We start from the raw sequence: 18,494 nt of genomic DNA, 5'->3' as shown, positions 1-18,494 counted from the left end.
CGTTTGTCCTTCAAGCAAACTAGGCAATCCGTGTATCTACCTACCGGGAAAGGTGAATGGATAAGATCGAAGTTCGGGGCGCCCGCACCCATAATCTCAAAAACATCAACCTCGTTATCCCGCGCGACAAACTCATTGTCGTCACCGGGCTTTCCGGGTCTGGCAAATCTTCACTCGCTTTCGACACCCTGTATGCCGAAGGCCAGCGTCGCTACGTCGAATCGCTCTCCGCCTATGCGCGACAGTTCCTGTCGCTGATGGAGAAGCCGGACGTCGACCATATCGAAGGACTGTCGCCGGCGATTTCCATCGAACAGAAATCAACCTCTCACAACCCCCGCTCGACGGTGGGTACCATTACCGAAATTCACGACTACCTGCGTCTGCTGTACGCCCGCGTCGGTGAACCGCGCTGTCCGGATCATGATGTGCCGCTGGCGGCGCAAACCGTCAGCCAGATGGTCGATAACGTCCTCGCCCAGCCGGAAGGCCTGCGCCTGATGCTGCTGGCGCCCATTATTAAAGAGCGCAAAGGTGAGCACACCAAAACCCTGGAAAACCTCGCCAGCCAGGGCTACATCCGCGCACGGATCGACGGCGAAGTCTGCGATCTCTCGGATCCGCCGAAGCTGGAGCTGCAGAAGAAGCACACCATCGAGGTAGTGATCGACCGCTTTAAGGTGCGCGACGATCTGGCGCAGCGCCTGGCCGAGTCGTTCGAAACCGCGCTGGAGCTCTCCGGCGGTACCGCCGTCGTGGCCAATATGGATGATGAAAAAGCGGAAGAACTGCTGTTTTCCGCTAACTTCGCCTGCCCGATCTGCGGCTATAGCATGCGCGAGCTGGAGCCGCGCCTGTTCTCCTTCAACAACCCGGCGGGCGCCTGCCCGACCTGCGACGGTCTCGGCGTTCAGCAATATTTCGATCCCGACCGCGTGGTGCAGAATCCGGAGCTATCGCTGGCGGGCGGTGCTATCCGCGGCTGGGATCGGCGCAACTTCTACTACTTCCAGATGCTGAAGTCGCTGGCGGAGCACTATAAATTCGACGTCGAAGCGCCGTGGGGCACCCTCAGCGCCAGCGTGCAGAAAGTGGTCCTGTACGGTTCCGGTAAAGAGAATATTGAATTCAAATACATGAACGATCGCGGCGACACCTCGGTACGTCGTCACCCGTTCGAAGGCGTGCTGCACAATATGGAGCGCCGTTACAAAGAGACGGAATCCAGCGCCGTGCGCGAAGAGCTGGCGAAATTCATCAGCAACCGCCCATGCGCCAGCTGTGACGGCACGCGGCTGCGTCGTGAAGCGCGCCACGTGTTTGTAGAGAACACCCCGCTGCCGACCATTTCCGATATGAGCATCGGCCACGCGATGGACTTCTTCAACAACCTGAAGCTCTCCGGCCAGCGTGCGCAAATCGCTGAGAAAGTGCTGAAAGAGATCGGCGATCGCCTGAAGTTCCTTGTCAACGTCGGTCTGAACTATCTGACGCTTTCCCGCTCGGCAGAAACCCTCTCCGGCGGTGAAGCCCAGCGTATCCGTCTGGCGAGCCAGATTGGCGCCGGGCTGGTTGGCGTGATGTACGTGCTGGATGAGCCCTCCATTGGCCTGCACCAGCGCGATAACGAACGCCTGCTGGGTACCCTGATCCATCTGCGTAATTTAGGCAACACGGTGATCGTCGTTGAGCATGACGAAGACGCGATTCGCGCCGCCGACCATGTGATCGATATCGGCCCTGGCGCCGGGGTTCACGGCGGCCAGGTGGTGGCCGAAGGGCCACTGGACGCCATTATGGCGGTACCAGAATCCCTCACCGGGCAGTTCATGAGCGGTAAGCGCAAAATCGAAGTGCCGAAACAGCGCGTGCCCGCCAATCCGGAAAAAGTGCTGAAGCTGACCGGCGCGCGCGGCAACAACCTGAAGGATGTGACGCTGACCCTGCCGGTCGGTCTGTTTACCTGCATTACCGGCGTTTCCGGCTCGGGTAAATCGACGCTGATTAACGACACCCTGTTCCCGATTGCTCAGCGCCAGCTTAACGGCGCGACCATTGCCGAACCGGCGCCGTATCGCGATATCCAGGGGCTGGAGCACTTCGATAAAGTGATCGATATCGACCAGAGCCCGATCGGCCGTACGCCGCGCTCCAACCCGGCGACCTATACCGGGGTGTTTACGCCGGTGCGCGAGCTGTTCGCCGGGGTGCCGGAATCACGTTCACGCGGCTATACGCCGGGGCGCTTTAGTTTTAACGTCCGCGGCGGCCGTTGTGAAGCCTGCCAGGGCGACGGGGTGATCAAGGTCGAAATGCACTTCCTGCCGGATATCTACGTACCGTGCGACCAGTGCAAAGGCAAACGCTATAACCGCGAAACGCTGGAGATTAAGTACAAGGGTAAGACCATCCACGAAGTGCTGGATATGACCATTGAAGAGGCGCGTGAATTCTTTGATGCCGTACCGGCGCTGGCGCGCAAGCTGCAAACCCTGATGGACGTCGGCCTGACCTATATCCGTCTCGGCCAGTCGGCGACGACGCTGTCCGGCGGCGAGGCGCAGCGCGTGAAGCTGGCGCGCGAACTATCCAAACGCGGTACCGGCCAGACGCTGTATATCCTCGATGAGCCGACCACGGGTCTGCACTTCGCCGATATTCAGCAGTTGCTGGAAGTGCTGCATCAGCTGCGCGATCAGGGCAATACCATCGTGGTGATTGAGCATAACCTCGATGTGATTAAAACTGCCGACTGGATTGTCGATCTGGGTCCGGAAGGCGGTAGCGGCGGCGGCGAAATACTGGTCTCCGGAACGCCTGAGACCGTCGCCGAGTGCGAAGCCTCGCACACCGCGCGCTTCCTGAAACCGATGCTGAAATAATTAGCGGGATAGCTGCTGCCGGACTGGCTCCGGCAGCATTTTCACCGCCTGCTGGTAAGATGCATCGACCAGGTAGTAGATTTGCGAATCCGGCAGCGAGCCATCCAGAAAGACGGTGCTCCAGTGCGCTTTATTAAGATGCTTGCTGGGCCGGACATCGCGATGCTGCTCTCGCAGCAGCTCCGCCAGTTCCGGACTCGCTTTCAGCGCGACCGCCGGCCGCTGGTCCTCAACTTCCTTCACCATGGCAAACAGCACGTCCGAGACCTTGATCTGCGTGGCTTTCCAGTCGCTATGGACGCTCTGCTCCGCTCCCGGTTTCGCCATGCAGTACTGCAATAACTCCGAAATTGTCATCTTTTATTCCCCCATGAGCGTCGCAACGATGTGCCGCGAACCGCCGTGTATCCGATGCTCCCCCAGCCAGATGCCCTGCCAGGTTCCCAGCCTGACGCGCCCGTCCTCGACCGGCAGCATCAGCGACACGCCAAGCATCGATGATTTGATGTGCGAAGGCATATCGTCAGGACCTTCATAATCATGTTCGTACGGCGCATTGTCCGGCACGGCGTTGAGAAAATACTGCTCCATGTCATAGCGGACGGTGGGATCGCAGTTTTCGTTGAGCGTCAGGGAAGCGGAAGTATGCTGGAGCAGGAGGTGCAGCAGGCCAACCTTCACCCCGGACAGCCCGCGGATCTGGCCGAGGACCTCATCGGTGACCAGATGAAAACCGCGGGATTTTGGCCCAAGCGTCAGGGTTTGCTGATACCACATCATCGACTCCTTTTGCGAATGAATCCTTCTAAGTGTGCAGCAATACGTGAAAAGGTAAAACCTTCCACCCCTGATTTTGCATAAAAAAACGGCCGCGCTGCCGCTGCCGTTTATCGCGTTCAGGCGATCATCAGTATTCGGAATTGACGATCACTTCTTCGCCCAGCGCCCCTGCCATCGGCAGCGGCTTATAGGAGGAGTTGGCGGCCCGTAGCACGCGGATCCCACGGGCGCCGGCCTCACGGGCGGCGGTGATATCGTTATCCGAATCGCCGTAGAAAACCTTCATCTGCTTCGCCTGCAGCCACTGGGTCTTGGTGTTCTGGCCAGGCTTATCGCCGGCGAAAATCACCGGATTCATATTGGCGGCCGGAATGAGAAAATCATCCTGCAGGGTTTTAGAAACGGTTTCTGTTTTGGTCTGGCTGCGGCCGGTGACGAACCAGATGCTGTCCCCACGCTTCACATGCATCGCGATCAGCTGGCGCGCCACCTCTTTCGGCATGCTGAATTCATCCCAGCCGTTGTTCATTTTTTCCCAGAACTGCGGGTTTTTCAGGTAATCCTCACTGCCGGGAGAGAAGGTTTTTTGCCCGCGCCAGAAGCCCGGACTGGAGAAGAGGACGGTGTCATCGATATCAAAGCCGACGGCCATCGGCGGCCGCCCCAGCAGGCTGTTCTCGATTTGCGCCACCGAAACCCAGTGGATCGGCGCCTGCTCGGCCAGCTGGGCCACATTGGTGCCCACCCACAGCGGCTGTGGCGTAGAGGCGCGCGCCACAACGGCGCTGTTCAGCGTGAACAAGAGAGAAGCCGCCGCAAAGGCGAGAGTAAGTTTGCGCATATTTATCCCTAAATCTATCAATCATTATTATTTTTAATAATGTGCATGCTTAGCAACGCCCCGACCTTACCCGCCGATCGCGTGGATGAAAAGCCTTTTTCGCGTAGATGTCATAGAAAAAGAGGATGATCACAATCAGAGAGGAGGTTGCCCCTGCCCGTTGACCGGCAGCGGCAACCCACCGGGGAGCGGCTTACATCACCGCAGCAAAGGCTTTCGCCACCTGCTGAACATTACGTGAGTTTAACCCTGCCACGCACATACGACCGCTGGCAATCAGGTAGACGCCAAACTCGTCGCGCAGACGATCAACCTGCGCCGCGCTGAAGCCGGTGTAGCTGAACATCCCGCGCTGCTTAAGCAGGTAATCCACCTTGCTGCCCGGGGCAACCTGCTGCAGCGCGTCGACCAGCGCCTGACGCATGGTCAGGATATGCGCGCGCATGGCGTCCACTTCCGCCTGCCAGGTGGCTTTCAGAGCTGCATCATTCAGCACCGTCGCCACCACCTGCGCGCCAAAGCTTGGCGGGCTGGAGTAGTTGCGGCGCACGGTGGCCTTCAGCTGACCCAGCACGCGGCCTGCGGTTTCGCTGTCGTCACAGACCACTGACAGGCCGCCGACGCGCTCCCCGTACAGGGAGAAAATCTTGGAGAACGAGTTGCTGACCAGCATTGGCATCCCGGCGCTGGCGATGGCGCGAATGGCGTAAGCATCCTCTTCCAGCCCCCCGCCAAAGCCCTGGTAGGCGATGTCGAGGAAGGGGATCAGCTGACGCGCTTGTAACACCTCAACCACGCGGTCCCACTGGGCTGGCGTCAGGTCGGCGCCGGTCGGGTTGTGGCAGCAAGGGTGCAGCAGCACAATATCGCGCGCCGGCAGCGTTTGCAGCGTGGCCAGCAGGTCCTCAAAGCGCACGCCGTTGGTGGCTTTATCAAACCAGGGGTAAGTACTTACTTCGAAGCCAGCCCCTTCAAAAATGGCGATGTGGTTTTCCCAGGTCGGATCGCTGACCCAGACATGAGACTCTGGAAAATAGCGTTTGAGGAAGTCGGCCCCGACCTTCAGCGCGCCCGAACCGCCGACCGTCTGAATGGAGGCAATGCGATTTTGCTTAAGCGCGGTATGCTCTGCGCCAAACAGCAGCGGCGCAATCGCCTGACGGTAGCCGCTCAACCCTTCCATCGGCAGATACAGCGAGGCGCCATGCGGCTCGGCGTTCAGGCGCGCTTCCGCTTCCGCCACCGCCTGCAGCTGCGGAATAATACCGTCATCGTTGTAGTACAGCCCGATACTCAGGTTGACTTTGTCGCTTCGCGGATCTTCTTTGAAGCGTTCCATCAGAGAAAGAATAGGGTCGCCGGCGTAGGCGTCAACTTTTTGAAACACGCGATGTATCTCCAGGTTTACATAGGGCAGGTTCTTACACAATAAACCGGATATGACGGCAGGTCGAGAGGATGTTGAGGGGAAAATGACCGCGAAGTGGCATAAACCGCTTTTTCGCTCGCGGCTATGCCCATTGCGTACCGGATAACCATCAGGGTTATCCGGTACGGCTGGTGCTTAGTCGAGGTATTTCATGGCGACGCGGGAGGTCAGTCGCGTAATAAGTTCGTAAGCACTCACTTTCGTTATCTCGGCGATGCGCTCTACCGGGAGCCCCTCTCCCCACAGCACCACCGCGTCGCCGGCTTTATCCTGGGCCTGCGGTCCGAGGTCAACGCAGATCATATCCATCGCCACCCGGCCGACAATCGGCACTTCGCGGCCATTGACCAGCACCGGCGTGCCCGACGGCGCGGCGCGCGGATAACCGTCGCCATAGCCCATCGCCACCACGCCGAGACGGGTATCGCGTTCGCTGATCCAGGTGCCGCCGTAGCCGACGGGCTCCCCTGCTTTATGCTCGCGCACCGCAATCAGGCTGGACGTCAGGGTCATCACCGGCTGGCAGCCAAAATCTTTCCCGGTGGAGCGATCGTCCAGCGGCGACACGCCATACAGGATAATCCCGGGACGCACCCAGTCGTAATGCGATTGCGGCCACAGAAGAATGCCGCCCGAGGCGGCGATAGAGCGCAGCCCCGGCTTGCCTTCGGTAAAGGTGGTGAAGATATCCAGCTGGCGTTCGGTGGCGCCGCAGGTCGGCTCATCGGCGCGGGCGAAATGGCTCACCACGTTCACCGGCTGGCGGACGTTTTTACACTGGCTCAGACGCTGATAAAACGCCTCGGCCTCTTCCGGGCGCACCCCTAAGCGATGCATGCCGGTATCCAGCTTCATCCACACGGTTACCGGCTCGGGGAGATCGGCTTGCTCCAGCGCCGCCAGCTGTTCGGGGCTATGCACCGCCGTATGCAGGCGCTGGGCGGCGATCACCGCCAGGTCTTCCGCAGCAAAAAAGCCTTCCAGCAGGAGGATCGGCTGGGCGATGCCCCCCGCTCGCAGGCGCAGCGCCTCTTCCAGGCGGGCGACGCCAAAGGCGTCGGCGTCGGTCAGCGTTCGCGCGGTCTCGAGAAGACCGTGTCCGTAGGCGTTCGCTTTCACCACCGCAACCAGTTTGCTGGCAGGCGCCAGGTCACGTAGACGTTGCAGGTTGTGTCGCAGAGCGCGGCGGTTGATGACTACAGTTGCCGCTTGCATTTGAATTCCTTAAAAAAAGACTGACGGAGGTTTACTCATCGTCATACTGAGGGCCGGCATAATTATCGAAACGCGACCACTGGCCGTTAAAGGTCAGTCGCACGGTGCCGATCGGGCCGTTACGTTGTTTACCAATGATAATTTCCGCGATGCCTTTAAGATCGCTGTTCTCGTGATAAACCTCATCACGGTAAATGAACATGATTAAGTCGGCATCCTGTTCGATAGAGCCGGACTCACGCAGGTCGGAGTTGACCGGGCGTTTATCGGCGCGCTGTTCCAGGGAGCGGTTCAGCTGCGACAGCGCCACCACCGGCACCTGCAGCTCTTTCGCCAGCGCCTTCAGCGAGCGGGAGATTTCGGCGATCTCAAGCGTACGGTTGTCGGAGAGCGACGGCACGCGCATCAGTTGCAGGTAGTCGATCATAATCAGTCCGATGCCGCCGTGCTCGCGGGCGATACGCCGGGCGCGGGAACGCACTTCCGTCGGCGTCAGGCCGGAGGAGTCATCGATGTAGATGTTACGTTTTTCCAGCAGGATCCCCATGGTGCCGGAGATCCGCGCCCAGTCTTCATCGTCCAGTTGACCGGTACGAATGCGGGTCTGATCGACGCGCGACAGCGAGGCCAGAGAACGCATCATGATCTGTTCTGAGGGCATCTCGAGACTGAAGATTAATACCGGCTTATCCTGCAGCATTGCCGCGTTTTCCACGAGGTTCATCGCGAAGGTCGTTTTACCCATCGACGGACGGGCGGCGACGATAATCAGATCCGACGGCTGCAGGCCAGCGGTCTTTTTGTTGAGGTCGTCGTAGCCGGTATTCACCCCGGTGACACCGTCATGCGGCTGCTGGAACAGCTGTTCGATACGGGCGACGGTGGCATCGAGCACATCGGCGATGTTTTTCGGCCCTTCGTCTTTATTGGCCCGGCTTTCGGCGATTTTGAAAACCCGGGATTCGGCGAGATCGAGCAGATCTTCGCTGGTTCGCCCCTGCGGGTCGAAGCCGGCTTCGGCGATCTCGTTGGCCACCGAAATCATCTCGCGCACCACCGCGCGTTCGCGCACGATGTCAGCATAGGCGCTGATGTTCGCCGCGCTGGGCGTGTTTTTGGACAGTTCGGCCAGGTAGGCGAAGCCACCCACGCTGTCCAGCTGCCCCTGACGCTCCAGCGACTCCGCAAGGGTAATCAGATCAATCGGGCTACCTGACTCCTGCAGACGCGCCATCTCGGTAAAGATATGACGATGCGGACGAGTATAGAAATCTTCCGACACCACGCGTTCGGCGACGTCGTCCCAGCGCTCATTATCCAGCATTAAACCGCCCAACACCGACTGCTCCGCTTCAATCGAGTGCGGCGGGACTTTCAGCCCGGCGAGCTGCGGATCGCGTTCGCGGGTTTCTGTCTGTGGTTTGTTGAAGGGTTTATTTCCTGCCATAGCCTAACATTTCACCGATACGGAAAAGAGCGTGACAGTATAGCGAGAAACCCATTGCCGCTAAAGAACCGGACCAGGCAATACGTTCAGCCTCGCCTCATCCACCGACGACGGCCAGCACCAGGAACATAAGCATTATCATGCAGATAAATATAAAAAATTTTCTGCCTGCCCCTGCTTTTAACGAAAAAAATAACAGACAAATCAGGCCTGCCAGTGCCAGGCCTACCGCAATGGCCAGAATGACCAGGCCATCGTAATGAAAATTCGTCATTTACTCTCCCTGTCCGCCCGATGGCGGCTCTCTCCTTTTTCCTTCTGCGCGACCTGACCTTATGGCGGGTAAGAAAATCCGTCACCGCCGCCGCAGGCTGTTAAGCTTACTGGATAATCTCAGAACAACACAGGAGCGAACATGGCAACACGCATCGAATTTTCAAAACACGGCGGGCCGGAGGTGCTTCAGGCGGTTGAGTTCACGCCCCGCGATCCCGCAGAGCATGAAATTCAGGTCGAAAACAAAGCCATCGGCATCAACTATATCGACACCTATGTTCGTAGCGGCCTCTATCCACCGCCGTCGCTGCCGAGCGGTCTGGGCACCGAAGCGGCCGGCATCGTCAGTAAAGTCGGCCACGGGGTGACGCACATTAAGGTAGGCGATCGGGTGGTGTACGCCCAGTCGTCGCTCGGCGCCTACAGCACGGTACACAATGTGCTGGCCGACAAAGCCGCGGTTCTGCCGAATGCCATCTCTTTCGAACAGGCCGCGGCATCGTTCCTGAAAGGATTGACGGTGTGGTATCTGCTGCGCAAAACCTATGAAATTAAGCCTAATGAAGTGTTCCTGTTTCACGCGGCCGCCGGCGGCGTGGGGCTGATTGCCTGTCAGTGGGCGAAAGCGCTGGGCGCGAAACTTATCGGCACCGTCGGCAGCGCGCAGAAAGCACAGCGTGCCAAAGAGGCTGGCGCCTGGCAGGTGATTAACTATCGCGAAGAGCAAATCGTGGAGCGGCTCAAGGCGCTTACCGACGGTAAGAAAGTGGCCGTGGTCTACGACTCGGTGGGGAAAGATACCTGGGAAGCCTCTCTGGACTGCCTGCAGCGACGCGGCCTGATGGTCAGCTTTGGCAACTCCTCCGGCCCGGTGACCGGCGTCAATCTGGGGATCCTGAATCAGAAAGGTTCTCTGTATGTCACCCGACCATCTCTGCAGGGCTATATCACCAACCGGGAAGAGCTGGCGGAAGCCTGCAGTGAACTGTTTTCGCTGATCGCCAGTGGGGTAATTAAAGTGGACGTGCCCGAGAGTCAGACCTATCCGCTGACCGAGGCCCGTCGGGCGCATGAAGTTCTGGAAAGCCGGGTAACTCAGGGGTCGAGTCTGCTGCTGCCGTAAGCGGACAGAGGGACAAAAGTTTAGGGCTTCCACCTGGGAAGCCCTTACTTTTTTTTAGTTCGGCTGTATGTAGGGTACAGCGCGATGAATTCGTTAACGCGCTAATAGTGACAGATTTGCTCAGTAATGCCTACGCGGTTGTCTGCAAAATTGTTCAGGTTGTGACAGACCCCTCAATACCTTAGTAACGCCAGCGGTTATTGTCGCGAAAAGCGTTTCCGTTCGGGGATTTCAGCGCCCGAATAATCCACACCACCACCACGGCCAGCAGCAACCACGGCAGTAATTTGATCATCAAGGCAAACAAGCCGCCGACGAACATCAGCGCGGTAGCGACCACGATAGCCGCGATAATCCCCAGCAGCGATACGCCGGTCACCAACAGCATGACAAAAAATCCAATGACAAATAGCAGTTCCAGCATGGTTCTCTCCCCAACGAATGAATACTTCACTCTGCAGGTATTACAAAAAGCATGCCAAACATAAGCCTTTGACTTTAAAAGAAAATGCCCCGCGTCAGTGCGCGGGGCGTGGTCAATTTCACCAGGTTTTCGTCAGAAATTAACGTTTATCGGCCACCAGCTTCAGAGCATGCTCCAGCACCGCAATATCGGCGCCGGCTTTATGCGCGTTCTCGCTCAGGTAGCGACGCCACTGGCGAGCGCCGGGGATCCCCTGAAACAGCCCCAGCATATGGCGGGTGATATGGCCCAGATAGGTGCCATTGCTGAGCTCACGCTCAATATACGGGTACATGGCTCGCACCACCGCCACCGGATCGGCATCCGCGCCTGCGATGCCGAAAATTTCGCGGTCGACCGAGGCCAGAATGCCCGGGTTCTGATAGGCCTCACGCCCGACCATTACCCCATCCATATGTTCAAGCTGCAGTCTGGCTTCGTCCAGCGATTTGATCCCGCCGTTGATCGCCATCGTCAGGTGGGGGAAGTCGCGCTTCAGCTGCCAGACGCGGGGGTAATCCAGCGGCGGGATCTCGCGGTTCTCTTTTGGGCTCAGGCCGGAGAGCCAGGCTTTGCGGGCGTGAATAATAAACATCTCACACTCGCCCTTGCCGGAGACCGTCTCAATGAAATCGCACAGAAACTCATAGCTATCCTGATCGTCGATCCCGATACGGGTTTTCACCGTGACCGGAATCGACACCACATCGCGCATCGCCTTAATACAGTCGGCCACCAGTGGCGCATTGCCCATCAGGCAGGCGCCAAACATCCCGTTCTGCACGCGATCGGAGGGGCAACCGACGTTGAGATTGATCTCATCGTAGCCGCGCGCTTCGGCCAGCTTCGCGCACTGCGCCAGGGCCTGCGGATCGCTGCCGCCGAGCTGCAGAGCAACCGGGTGCTCTTCTTCGCTATAGGCCAGATAGTCACCTTTGCCGTGAATAATCGCCCCGGTGGTCACCATTTCGGTATACAGCAGCGTATGCCGCGACAGCAGCCGCAGGAAATAGCGGCAGTGTCGGTCAGTCCAGTCGAGCATCGGCGCGATGGAGAAGCGGTGAGCAGGGAAAGCAGGTGACGTTGATTCAGGCATCATGGCGAATAAATAAGCATCCGGGTAAAAAGGGGCGCTACTATAGCATAAAGATAAACCACTGGCGCATAGTGCGGCGAGCGTCACCCCTCCCCCAGGTCGATTACTTTTTCCGCGGTTTGCCGTCGTGTGGACCAAAGAACTGCGGCGGATGGTCAACCCAGCGATCCTGGCGCGTCGCGGCATAGCCGGGATTAAGCGGGTAATAGATGCGATTGTATTTTTTGTTGGACTCACCCACCACCAGCAGACGAACCTCCTGCTCGGTGTTATTGAGAAAAGTGTGGCAGATGCCGGTACCCGCGGGAAAACCCACGCTGTCGCCCGGCTCCAGCTTCCAGAGATAGCCGTTTATCCATACCTCCGGATAGCCCTCCAGCACATAGATGAACTCTTCCTCATCGCTCTCGGCGTGCGGGTAAGAGGTGCGCCGTCCCGGAGGCAGTCGCTCGTGATGTATCCCCAGCCGGTTGAGCCGTAAACCGCGCCCCAGCGGCGCGCCAATCGAAAAACGCTCCGGGCTGTCGGGATAAGTGGCATCGTCGGGCCCTTCCAGTTCGCGCCAGTGGCGAATGCAATCAGGTCGTTTCATCGTTTTCTCCCGAAAATGAGACACTTCAGATATAGCATACCCTGGGTCAGGCGTGTTGCGATTAAATCGGGCAGGACGGTTTTAGCGATCGACTAAGGCGTGGTCTGTACGAAAGTCAGCGGCCAGCACCCGGAGCTGGCGCAGGTACCGACAATCTGAAGTATGACCCGTATCACCCGCCGGCTCTCGGTGTTTTCTGAGGAACGTGATAAAGTAACAGATTCAAATTCACGCAACCCGAGGATGCTCATGGATAAGACCCCTTCGCAAGAGATGTTAGCGCATGCTGAAAAGCTATGTGCGCAGCGCGGCGTACGCCTGACCCCACAGCGTCTGGAGGTGTTGCGCCTGATGAGCCTGCAACAAGGGGCGATCAGCGCCTACGACCTGCTGGATCTCCTGCGTGACAAAGAGCCGCAGGCTAAACCACCGACGGTTTACCGCGCGCTGGAGTTTTTACTCGAGCAGGGTTTTGTTCATAAGGTGGAGTCAACCAACAGCTATGTGCTGTGCCATCTCTTTGACCAGCCGACCCATAGCTCAGCCATGTTTATCTGTGACCGCTGTGGCGTGGTGAAGGAAGAAGCGGCGGAAGGGGTGGAAGATATCATGCATACGTTAGCGGCCAGAATGGGCTTTGCCCTGCGCCATAACGTGATTGAAGCCCACGGCCTTTGTGCAGACTGCGTGGAAGTCGAAGCCTGCAGCACACCGGGACACTGCCAGCACGACCATACCATTCAGCTGAAAAAGAAAGCCCGCTGAGCGTCAGCCGCAGCGGGAAACAGGGTTAACGGCGCGTCCTTACGCCATTCAGACAGGCACTAACACAAATGCTTTATTCTTTGAGCCACGGAACGCTACCAGCGGTAGTCGTTCTTATGCTCCCAGTCTGAGACTTCTTTCTCAGCCTGATCCTTCGCATAGCCGTACCGTTCCTGAATTTTACCGACCAGTTGATCGCGCTTACCTTCGATCACGGTCATATCATCATCGGTAAGTTTGCCCCACTGTTCCTTGGCTTTACCTTTCAACTGTTTCCAGTTACCGCCGATTTCGTCTTTATTCATGATAACGTCCTCATCATTCGGTGGGTTTACAGCCCGTTTTGTACCGGACATGGTATTAACTATAGATGAGAATGCTGGTACCGATTCGTTATTCGGAATTTTTAACCATCATACCGATGGATAAGGCTGAAGAGATTTTCCCGGCTTGCGCTGCGCCGGGCTACTGAGTTGCCCCGGTAAGCGGTGCGCAACCGTGGAAATTCATGGATGGCCGTGATGAACGGCACTGACTAGCTAAACCAGGTGCCGTGTCGCCAGTGGCGACGCCAGATCAGCGCCAGCGACAGGCCGCGCAGGGCGAGGAACACCGCCAGCGCCAGCCACAGTCCGTGGTTGCCAAGTACCGGGACCGAAAGCAGCGTCACGGCAAACCCCACCGCGGCGACCGCCATGCTGTTCCGCATCTCCGCGCCGCGCGTCGCGCCGATGAACATGCCGTCCAGCAGGTAGCACCAGACGCCCACCACCGGCAGGATGGTCTGCCAGATCAGATAGCGATCGGCCAGCTGCTGCAGGGAAGGCAGCGAGGTTAACAACGCGATGATGTACTCCCCCGCCAGGCTGTAAATCAGGGCAAACGCCAGCGCCACCATGCCAGACTGGCGGCAGGCCGCCCGCCAGACTTCAAGAAGCTGGCTGCCGTCGCGCGCGCCGTAGGCCTGGCCGGAGTGGGCCTCCACGGCATAGGCAAAGCCATCCAGCGCATAGGCGGTAAAGGTCAGCATGGTCATCAGTACCGCATTGACCGCCACAATGTCGCTGCCCAGACGCGCGCCGTACACGGTCAGCGCGCCAAAGCACAGCTGCAGCAGCAGGGAACGCAGCATGATGTCCCGATTCAACGCCAGCAAACGGCGCAGATCCCCGCGCCAGGCGTTTTTCAACATGCTCAGCGACACGCCGCGCAGCGTCAGCACCCGCTTCGCCATCATCAGGCCGATAATCAAGGTCGCGTACTCCGCGGTAACCGTGGCCAGCGCCGCCCCCTGGACGTTCATCCGCAGGCCCATCACCAGCCACAGGTCGAGTACAATATTCAACAGATTGCCGACCACCAGCAGAATCACCGGCGCCCTGGCATACTGGACGCCCAGCAGCCAGCCGAGCAGCACCAGGTTGGCCAGCGAAGCGGGGGCGCTGAGCCAGCGAATTTCAAGGAACCGCCTCGCCTGCTCAAGCACCGCCTCACTGCCGCCGACAATATGCAGAGCGAGATTAATCAGCGGCAGGCGAAACAGGATGATGAGAGCCCCAGCGCCCAGCGCCAGGGCCAGCGGCTGCACCAGCGCGCGCGCAAGACGCAGCGGATCTTTGGCACCCCAGGCCTGAGCGGTGAGCCCGGTGGTGCTCATGCGCAAAAACAGCAGCAACATGAAGAGAAAACTGGTGGCCGTCGCCCCGACCGCGACGCCGCCGAGGTATACCGGGCTGTCAAGGTGGCCGATCACCGCCGTATCTACCAGCCCCAGCAGCGGGACGGTGATGTTGGAGAAGATCATCGGGATAGCAAGGCGCCACAGCGCTTTATCGGCAGCGTTGAGCAGCATGATGGGGGACCTGATTGAGGAAAAACGTCGCAGCGTCATGCATCAGATGACGCTGCGCAGGGGCAGGCGCTACAGCCATTCTCCGTTACGGATCACGCCAACGGCCAGACCCTCAATGGTAAAACTCTGCTGGCGCAGATCGACAACGATAGGGGAAAACTCGCTGTTTTCCGGCAACAGCTCGACGACGTTGCCCTGCTTTTTCAGGCGCTTCACCGTCACTTCGTCGTCAATGCGCGCCACGACCACCTGGCCGTTACGCACGTCCTGGGTTTTGTGTACCGCCAGCAGATCGCCATCAAGGATACCGATGTCTTTCATCGACATGCCGCTGACGCGCAGCAGGAAATCCGCGTTGGGTTTAAACATCGACGGGTCGACCTGATAGTGGCCCTCAATGTGCTGCTGCGCCAGCAGCGGCTCGCCAGCGGCGACGCGGCCGATCAGCGGCAGGCCGTGTTCTTCTTCCGTCAGCAGGCGGATACCGCGAGATGCGCCGGAGACGATCTCGATCGCGCCTTTACGCGCCAGCGCTTTCAGGTGTTCTTCCGCCGCGTTTGGGGAACGGAACCCCAAGCGCTGAGCAATTTCCGCACGCGTCGGCGGCATGCCCGTCTGGCTGATATGATCCCGAATGAGATCAAACACCTCTTGCTGCCTGGTCGTTAACGCTTTCATTCCGCCCCCTGGGTGTATATACAGTTATGCTGTGAGTATATACAGCTAACGGTGATTTTGGAACCACATGGCACACAAAAATCGGTAGATTGTTTATATTTTGCGAGGCTTAGCGAAGAACGTTAGTGGTAATGGCTCCACAGCAGCGTTCCCCAGGTGATCAGCGCGATGATAATCGCCAGCAGGACCGCCGCCGACCCCATGTCTTTGGCGCGCCCTGAAAGCTCATGATAATCCGAGCCTATACGGTCCACGACCGCCTCAATCGCGCTGTTGAGAATTTCGACTATCATCACTAGCAGGACCGACCCAATCAGCAATACGCGGGTGATGGCGTCGACGTCCAGCCAGCAGGCTATCGCGACGGCCACGATGGCGGCGACGCCTTCCTGACGAAACGCGGCCTCGTTGATCCACGCCGCGCGAAATCCTTTCCAGGAGTAACCTGCCGCCTTAATGATTCGGGTTAACCCGGTGGTATTATTGGCCATCACAAAACCTTTTTACGTAAATGACGTCGATGAGTGTACGCGTTTGCCGCGTGGTAACGGAAATTTTGCCCACTTTCTGTTATTCTTGCCGCGCATTTGCATGATTAACCAGAGGCTTCACATCGTTTATGTCCGGCTGGCAACGAATTTACTATAAATTACTGAATTTACCATTACGGGTGCTGGTAAAAAGCAAGTCTATTCCGGCAGAGCCTGCTCAGGAATTAGGACTCGATACCTCGCGTCCGGTCATGTACGTCCTGCCCTATAATTCCAAGGCGGACCTGCTGACGCTGCGCGCCCAATGCCTGGCGCATGATTTACCCGATCCGCTTGAACCGCTGGAGATCGACGGCGCGCTGCTGCCGCGTTACGTATTCATCCACGGTGGGCCGCGCGTATTTACCTATTACACGCCAAAAGAAGAGTCCATCAAGCTGTTCCACGACTACCTCGATCTGCACCGCAACCATCCGGACCTCGATGTGCAAATGGTGCCGGTCTCGGTGATGTTCGGCCGCTCGCCGGGTCGTGAGAAAGGAGAAGTCAATCCACCGCTGCGGATGCTTAACGGTATCCAGAAATTTTTCGCCGTCTCCTGGCTTGGCCGCGACAGCTTTGTGCGCTTTTCGCCTTCCGTGTCGCTGCGCCGCATGGCGGATGAACACGGCACCGATAAGATCATCGCCCAGAAGCTGGCTCGCGTCGCCCGGATGCACTTTGCCCGCCAGCGCCTGGCCGCCGTCGGCCCGCGTCTGCCGGCCCGCCAGGATCTGTTTAATAAACTGCTGGCCTCGAAAGCGATTGCCCGCGCGGTGGAAGACGAAGCGCGCAGCAAGAAAATTTCTCACGAGAAGGCTCAGCAGAACGCTATCGCGCTGATGGAAGAGATTGCCGCGAACTTCTCGTACGAGATGATCCGCCTGACCGACCGCATTCTCGGCTTCACCTGGAACCGCCTGTACCAGGGGATCAACGTGCATAACGCCGAGCGCGTGCGTCAGCTGGCTCACGACGGCCATGAGATTGTCTATGTCCCCTGCCACCGCAGCCACATGGACTATCTGCTGCTCTCCTACGTTCTGTATCATCAGGGCCTGGTGCCACCGCATATCGCGGCGGGCATCAACCTCAACTTCTGGCCAGCCGGGCCAATCTTCCGCCGCCTGGGCGCGTTCTTTATTCGCCGCACCTTTAAGGGCAACAAGCTCTATTCCACGGTGTTCCGCGAATATCTTGGCGAACTGTTCAGCCGCGGCTATTCCGTCGAGTATTTCGTCGAAGGCGGCCGCTCCCGTACCGGCCGTCTGCTCGATCCGAAGACCGGTACGCTGTCGATGACCATCCAGGCGATGCTGCGTGGCGGTACCCGGCCTATCACTCTGGTGCCTATCTACATCGGCTATGAGCACGTGATGGAAGTAGGAACCTACGCCAAAGAGCTGCGCGGCGCCACTAAAGAGAAAGAGAGCCTGCCGCAGATGGTGCGCGGCTTGAGTAAGCTGCGCAATCTTGGCCAGGGCTATGTCAACTTCGGCGAACCGTTGCCGCTGATGACCTACCTCAACCACCATGTGCCGGAGTGGCGGGAAGCCATCGACCCAATCGAAGCCATCCGCCCTTCCTGGCTGACGCCAACGGTGAATAACATCGCCGCAGACCTGATGGTGCGCATCAACAACGCCGGCGCGGCCAACGCCATGAACCTGTGCTGCACGGCGCTGCTGGCCTCGCGCCAGCGTTCGCTCACCCGTGAGCAACTGACCCAACAGCTGGAGTGCTACCTCGCACTGCTGCGCAATGTGCCCTATTCGCCAGATGCGACCGCCCCTTCCGCTTCGGCCAGCGAGCTTATCGACCATGCGCTGCAGATGAACAAGTTCGAAGTGGAGAAGGACACCATCGGCGATATCATCATCCTGCCGCGCGAGCAGGCGGTGCTGATGACCTACTATCGCAACAACATCGCCCATATGCTGGTGATTCCGTCGCTGTTAGCCGCCCTGGTGACTCAGCATCGTCAACTCAGCCGCACCGAAGTGCTGCGCCATGTCGAAACGCTGTATCCGTTCCTCAAGGCCGAGCTGTTCCTGCGCTGGGAGAAAGCAGAGCTGGCCGGGGTGGTGGATGCGTTGATTGCCGAGATGCTGCGTCAGGAGCTGATCGTCGTCGATGGCGATGTGATGAGCCTCAATCCGTCGCACTCTCGCTCCCTGCAACTGCTGGCCGCTGGCGCGCGCGAGACGCTGCAGCGCTATGCCATTACCTTCTGGCTGCTGAGCGCCAACCCGTCGATCAACCGCAGTTCGCTGGAAAAAGAGAGTCGTACCGTGGCCCAGCGTCTGTCGGTGCTGCATGGCATTAACGCGCCGGAATTCTTCGACAAAGCGGTGTTCAGTACTCTGGTGCTGACCCTGCGCGACGAAGGCTACATTAGCGACACCGGCGATGCCGAGCCGGAAGAGACGCTGAAGGTTTATCGGATGCTGGCGGAATTGATTACGTCGGATGTGCGGCTGACGATTGAAAGCGTCACGCAGGACGACGCGTAACGCGGAGTTTTC

The 18,494-nt window shown here is 58.6% G+C and carries 18 protein-coding genes; 4 read left to right on the top strand and 14 right to left on the bottom strand.

From position 1 onward, the window contains the following. Positions 1-56 precede the first annotated feature (56 nt). Entirely contained in the window at positions 57-2,882 is a 2,826-nt protein-coding gene (uvrA, locus tag CWM58_RS23385) for an excinuclease ABC subunit UvrA (protein ID WP_100681901.1), read from the top strand. Here uvrA and CWM58_RS23380 read toward each other — a convergent pair whose 3' ends face one another. The 7 genes from CWM58_RS23380 to CWM58_RS28865 form a co-directional block, all read right to left on the bottom strand. Continuing rightward, a complete protein-coding gene (locus CWM58_RS23380) occupies positions 2,883-3,239 on the bottom strand; it encodes an MmcQ/YjbR family DNA-binding protein (RefSeq protein ID WP_061156119.1) in 357 nt (118 codons plus the stop codon). Between the two features lie 3 nt (positions 3,240-3,242). Continuing rightward, the gene (locus CWM58_RS23375) at positions 3,243-3,659 is read right to left on the bottom strand and encodes a secondary thiamine-phosphate synthase enzyme YjbQ (protein ID WP_008807295.1); all 417 of its coding nucleotides are present in this window, start codon (positions 3,657-3,659) and stop codon (positions 3,243-3,245) included. A gap of 130 nt (positions 3,660-3,789) precedes the next feature. Then, the gene (gene aphA / locus CWM58_RS23370; RefSeq protein ID WP_100681900.1) at positions 3,790-4,503 is read right to left on the bottom strand and encodes an acid phosphatase AphA; all 714 of its coding nucleotides are present in this window, start codon (positions 4,501-4,503) and stop codon (positions 3,790-3,792) included. 193 nt (positions 4,504-4,696) lie between these two features. Then, a complete protein-coding gene (gene tyrB, locus CWM58_RS23365; protein WP_061156120.1) occupies positions 4,697-5,890 on the bottom strand; it encodes an aromatic amino acid transaminase in 1,194 nt (397 codons plus the stop codon). Between the two features lie 177 nt (positions 5,891-6,067). Then, positions 6,068-7,147 carry an alanine racemase gene (gene alr, locus CWM58_RS23360; RefSeq protein ID WP_008807298.1) on the bottom strand — a complete coding sequence of 360 codons (1,080 nt, stop codon included), beginning with the start codon at positions 7,145-7,147 and terminating at the stop codon, positions 6,068-6,070. Between the two features lie 31 nt (positions 7,148-7,178). After that, positions 7,179-8,594 carry a replicative DNA helicase gene (gene dnaB / locus CWM58_RS23355; protein WP_008807299.1) on the bottom strand — a complete coding sequence of 472 codons (1,416 nt, stop codon included), beginning with the start codon at positions 8,592-8,594 and terminating at the stop codon, positions 7,179-7,181. A 97-nt stretch (positions 8,595-8,691) separates the two neighbouring features. Then, a complete protein-coding gene (locus CWM58_RS28865; protein ID WP_162678168.1) occupies positions 8,692-8,868 on the bottom strand; it encodes a hypothetical protein in 177 nt (58 codons plus the stop codon). A 141-nt stretch (positions 8,869-9,009) separates the two neighbouring features. Between CWM58_RS28865 and CWM58_RS23350 the strand changes: the two genes are divergently transcribed. After that, a complete protein-coding gene (locus tag CWM58_RS23350) occupies positions 9,010-9,993 on the top strand; it encodes a quinone oxidoreductase (protein ID WP_061156122.1) in 984 nt (327 codons plus the stop codon). A gap of 181 nt (positions 9,994-10,174) precedes the next feature. On the opposite strand, the gene pspG is transcribed toward CWM58_RS23350, so the two are convergent. The 3 genes from pspG to CWM58_RS23335 all read right to left on the bottom strand — a co-directional run bounded on the left by pspG (position 10,175) and on the right by CWM58_RS23335 (position 12,144). Beyond that, positions 10,175-10,417: an envelope stress response protein PspG gene (pspG, locus tag CWM58_RS23345; protein WP_012543188.1), complete on the bottom strand. Its 243-nt coding sequence runs from the start codon at positions 10,415-10,417 to the stop codon at positions 10,175-10,177. Between the two features lie 139 nt (positions 10,418-10,556). After that, a complete protein-coding gene (dusA, locus tag CWM58_RS23340; RefSeq protein WP_100681899.1) occupies positions 10,557-11,555 on the bottom strand; it encodes a tRNA dihydrouridine(20/20a) synthase DusA in 999 nt (332 codons plus the stop codon). Between the two features lie 100 nt (positions 11,556-11,655). Next, positions 11,656-12,144 carry a cupin domain-containing protein gene (locus tag CWM58_RS23335; RefSeq protein WP_061156123.1) on the bottom strand — a complete coding sequence of 163 codons (489 nt, stop codon included), beginning with the start codon at positions 12,142-12,144 and terminating at the stop codon, positions 11,656-11,658. 249 nt (positions 12,145-12,393) lie between these two features. On the opposite strand from CWM58_RS23335, the gene zur reads away from it, so the two are divergent. Then, positions 12,394-12,909, top strand: coding sequence for a zinc uptake transcriptional repressor Zur (gene zur / locus CWM58_RS23330; RefSeq protein ID WP_061156124.1), 516 nt, complete (start codon positions 12,394-12,396; stop codon positions 12,907-12,909). 95 nt (positions 12,910-13,004) lie between these two features. Here zur and CWM58_RS23325 read toward each other — a convergent pair whose 3' ends face one another. From CWM58_RS23325 to CWM58_RS23310, 4 genes are all read right to left on the bottom strand, one after another. Beyond that, the gene (locus tag CWM58_RS23325; protein ID WP_004206293.1) at positions 13,005-13,214 is read right to left on the bottom strand and encodes a CsbD family protein; all 210 of its coding nucleotides are present in this window, start codon (positions 13,212-13,214) and stop codon (positions 13,005-13,007) included. A gap of 230 nt (positions 13,215-13,444) precedes the next feature. Continuing rightward, positions 13,445-14,761, bottom strand: a complete 1,317-nt coding sequence (gene dinF / locus CWM58_RS23320) for an MATE family efflux transporter DinF (RefSeq protein ID WP_100681898.1) — start codon at positions 14,759-14,761, stop codon at positions 13,445-13,447. Between the two features lie 69 nt (positions 14,762-14,830). Further along, the gene (gene lexA, locus CWM58_RS23315) at positions 14,831-15,439 is read right to left on the bottom strand and encodes a transcriptional repressor LexA (RefSeq protein WP_016160103.1); all 609 of its coding nucleotides are present in this window, start codon (positions 15,437-15,439) and stop codon (positions 14,831-14,833) included. Positions 15,440-15,561: 122 nt separating this feature from the next. Continuing rightward, the gene (locus CWM58_RS23310; RefSeq protein WP_004206290.1) at positions 15,562-15,930 is read right to left on the bottom strand and encodes a diacylglycerol kinase; all 369 of its coding nucleotides are present in this window, start codon (positions 15,928-15,930) and stop codon (positions 15,562-15,564) included. Between the two features lie 128 nt (positions 15,931-16,058). Here CWM58_RS23310 and plsB point away from each other — a divergent pair, with 128 nt between their 5' ends. Further along, positions 16,059-18,482 carry a glycerol-3-phosphate 1-O-acyltransferase PlsB gene (plsB, locus tag CWM58_RS23305; protein WP_074387358.1) on the top strand — a complete coding sequence of 808 codons (2,424 nt, stop codon included), beginning with the start codon at positions 16,059-16,061 and terminating at the stop codon, positions 18,480-18,482. The last annotated feature ends 12 nt before the right edge of the window (positions 18,483-18,494 follow it).

This window comes from Klebsiella sp. H-Nf2 (assembly GCF_002806645.1).
In the GTDB taxonomy this organism is placed as follows: Bacteria; Pseudomonadota; Gammaproteobacteria; order Enterobacterales; family Enterobacteriaceae; genus Klebsiella; species Klebsiella variicola.
Note: the sequence above shows the minus strand (reverse complement) of the source record. Positions and strands in the feature narration are given on the sequence as shown.

Excerpts from the sequence above, each read along its gene's own strand:
- uvrA (WP_100681901.1), top strand. The coding sequence starts at position 57 with ATGGATAAGATCGAAGTTCGGGGCGCCCGCACCCATAATCTCAAAAAC.
- CWM58_RS23380 (WP_061156119.1), bottom strand. The coding sequence starts at position 3,239 with ATGACAATTTCGGAGTTATTGCAGTACTGCATGGCGAAACCGGGAGCG.
- CWM58_RS23375 (WP_008807295.1), bottom strand. The coding sequence starts at position 3,659 with ATGTGGTATCAGCAAACCCTGACGCTTGGGCCAAAATCCCGCGGTTTT.
- aphA (WP_100681900.1), bottom strand. The coding sequence starts at position 4,503 with ATGCGCAAACTTACTCTCGCCTTTGCGGCGGCTTCTCTCTTGTTCACG.
- alr (WP_008807298.1), bottom strand. The coding sequence starts at position 7,147 with ATGCAAGCGGCAACTGTAGTCATCAACCGCCGCGCTCTGCGACACAAC.
- dnaB (WP_008807299.1), bottom strand. The coding sequence starts at position 8,594 with ATGGCAGGAAATAAACCCTTCAACAAACCACAGACAGAAACCCGCGAA.
- CWM58_RS28865 (WP_162678168.1), bottom strand. The coding sequence starts at position 8,868 with ATGACGAATTTTCATTACGATGGCCTGGTCATTCTGGCCATTGCGGTA.
- CWM58_RS23350 (WP_061156122.1), top strand. The coding sequence starts at position 9,010 with ATGGCAACACGCATCGAATTTTCAAAACACGGCGGGCCGGAGGTGCTT.
- pspG (WP_012543188.1), bottom strand. The coding sequence starts at position 10,417 with ATGCTGGAACTGCTATTTGTCATTGGATTTTTTGTCATGCTGTTGGTG.
- dusA (WP_100681899.1), bottom strand. The coding sequence starts at position 11,555 with ATGATGCCTGAATCAACGTCACCTGCTTTCCCTGCTCACCGCTTCTCC.
- CWM58_RS23335 (WP_061156123.1), bottom strand. The coding sequence starts at position 12,144 with ATGAAACGACCTGATTGCATTCGCCACTGGCGCGAACTGGAAGGGCCC.
- zur (WP_061156124.1), top strand. The coding sequence starts at position 12,394 with ATGGATAAGACCCCTTCGCAAGAGATGTTAGCGCATGCTGAAAAGCTA.
- CWM58_RS23325 (WP_004206293.1), bottom strand. The coding sequence starts at position 13,214 with ATGAATAAAGACGAAATCGGCGGTAACTGGAAACAGTTGAAAGGTAAA.
- dinF (WP_100681898.1), bottom strand. The coding sequence starts at position 14,761 with ATGCTGCTCAACGCTGCCGATAAAGCGCTGTGGCGCCTTGCTATCCCG.
- lexA (WP_016160103.1), bottom strand. The coding sequence starts at position 15,439 with ATGAAAGCGTTAACGACCAGGCAGCAAGAGGTGTTTGATCTCATTCGG.
- CWM58_RS23310 (WP_004206290.1), bottom strand. The coding sequence starts at position 15,930 with ATGGCCAATAATACCACCGGGTTAACCCGAATCATTAAGGCGGCAGGT.
- plsB (WP_074387358.1), top strand. The coding sequence starts at position 16,059 with ATGTCCGGCTGGCAACGAATTTACTATAAATTACTGAATTTACCATTA.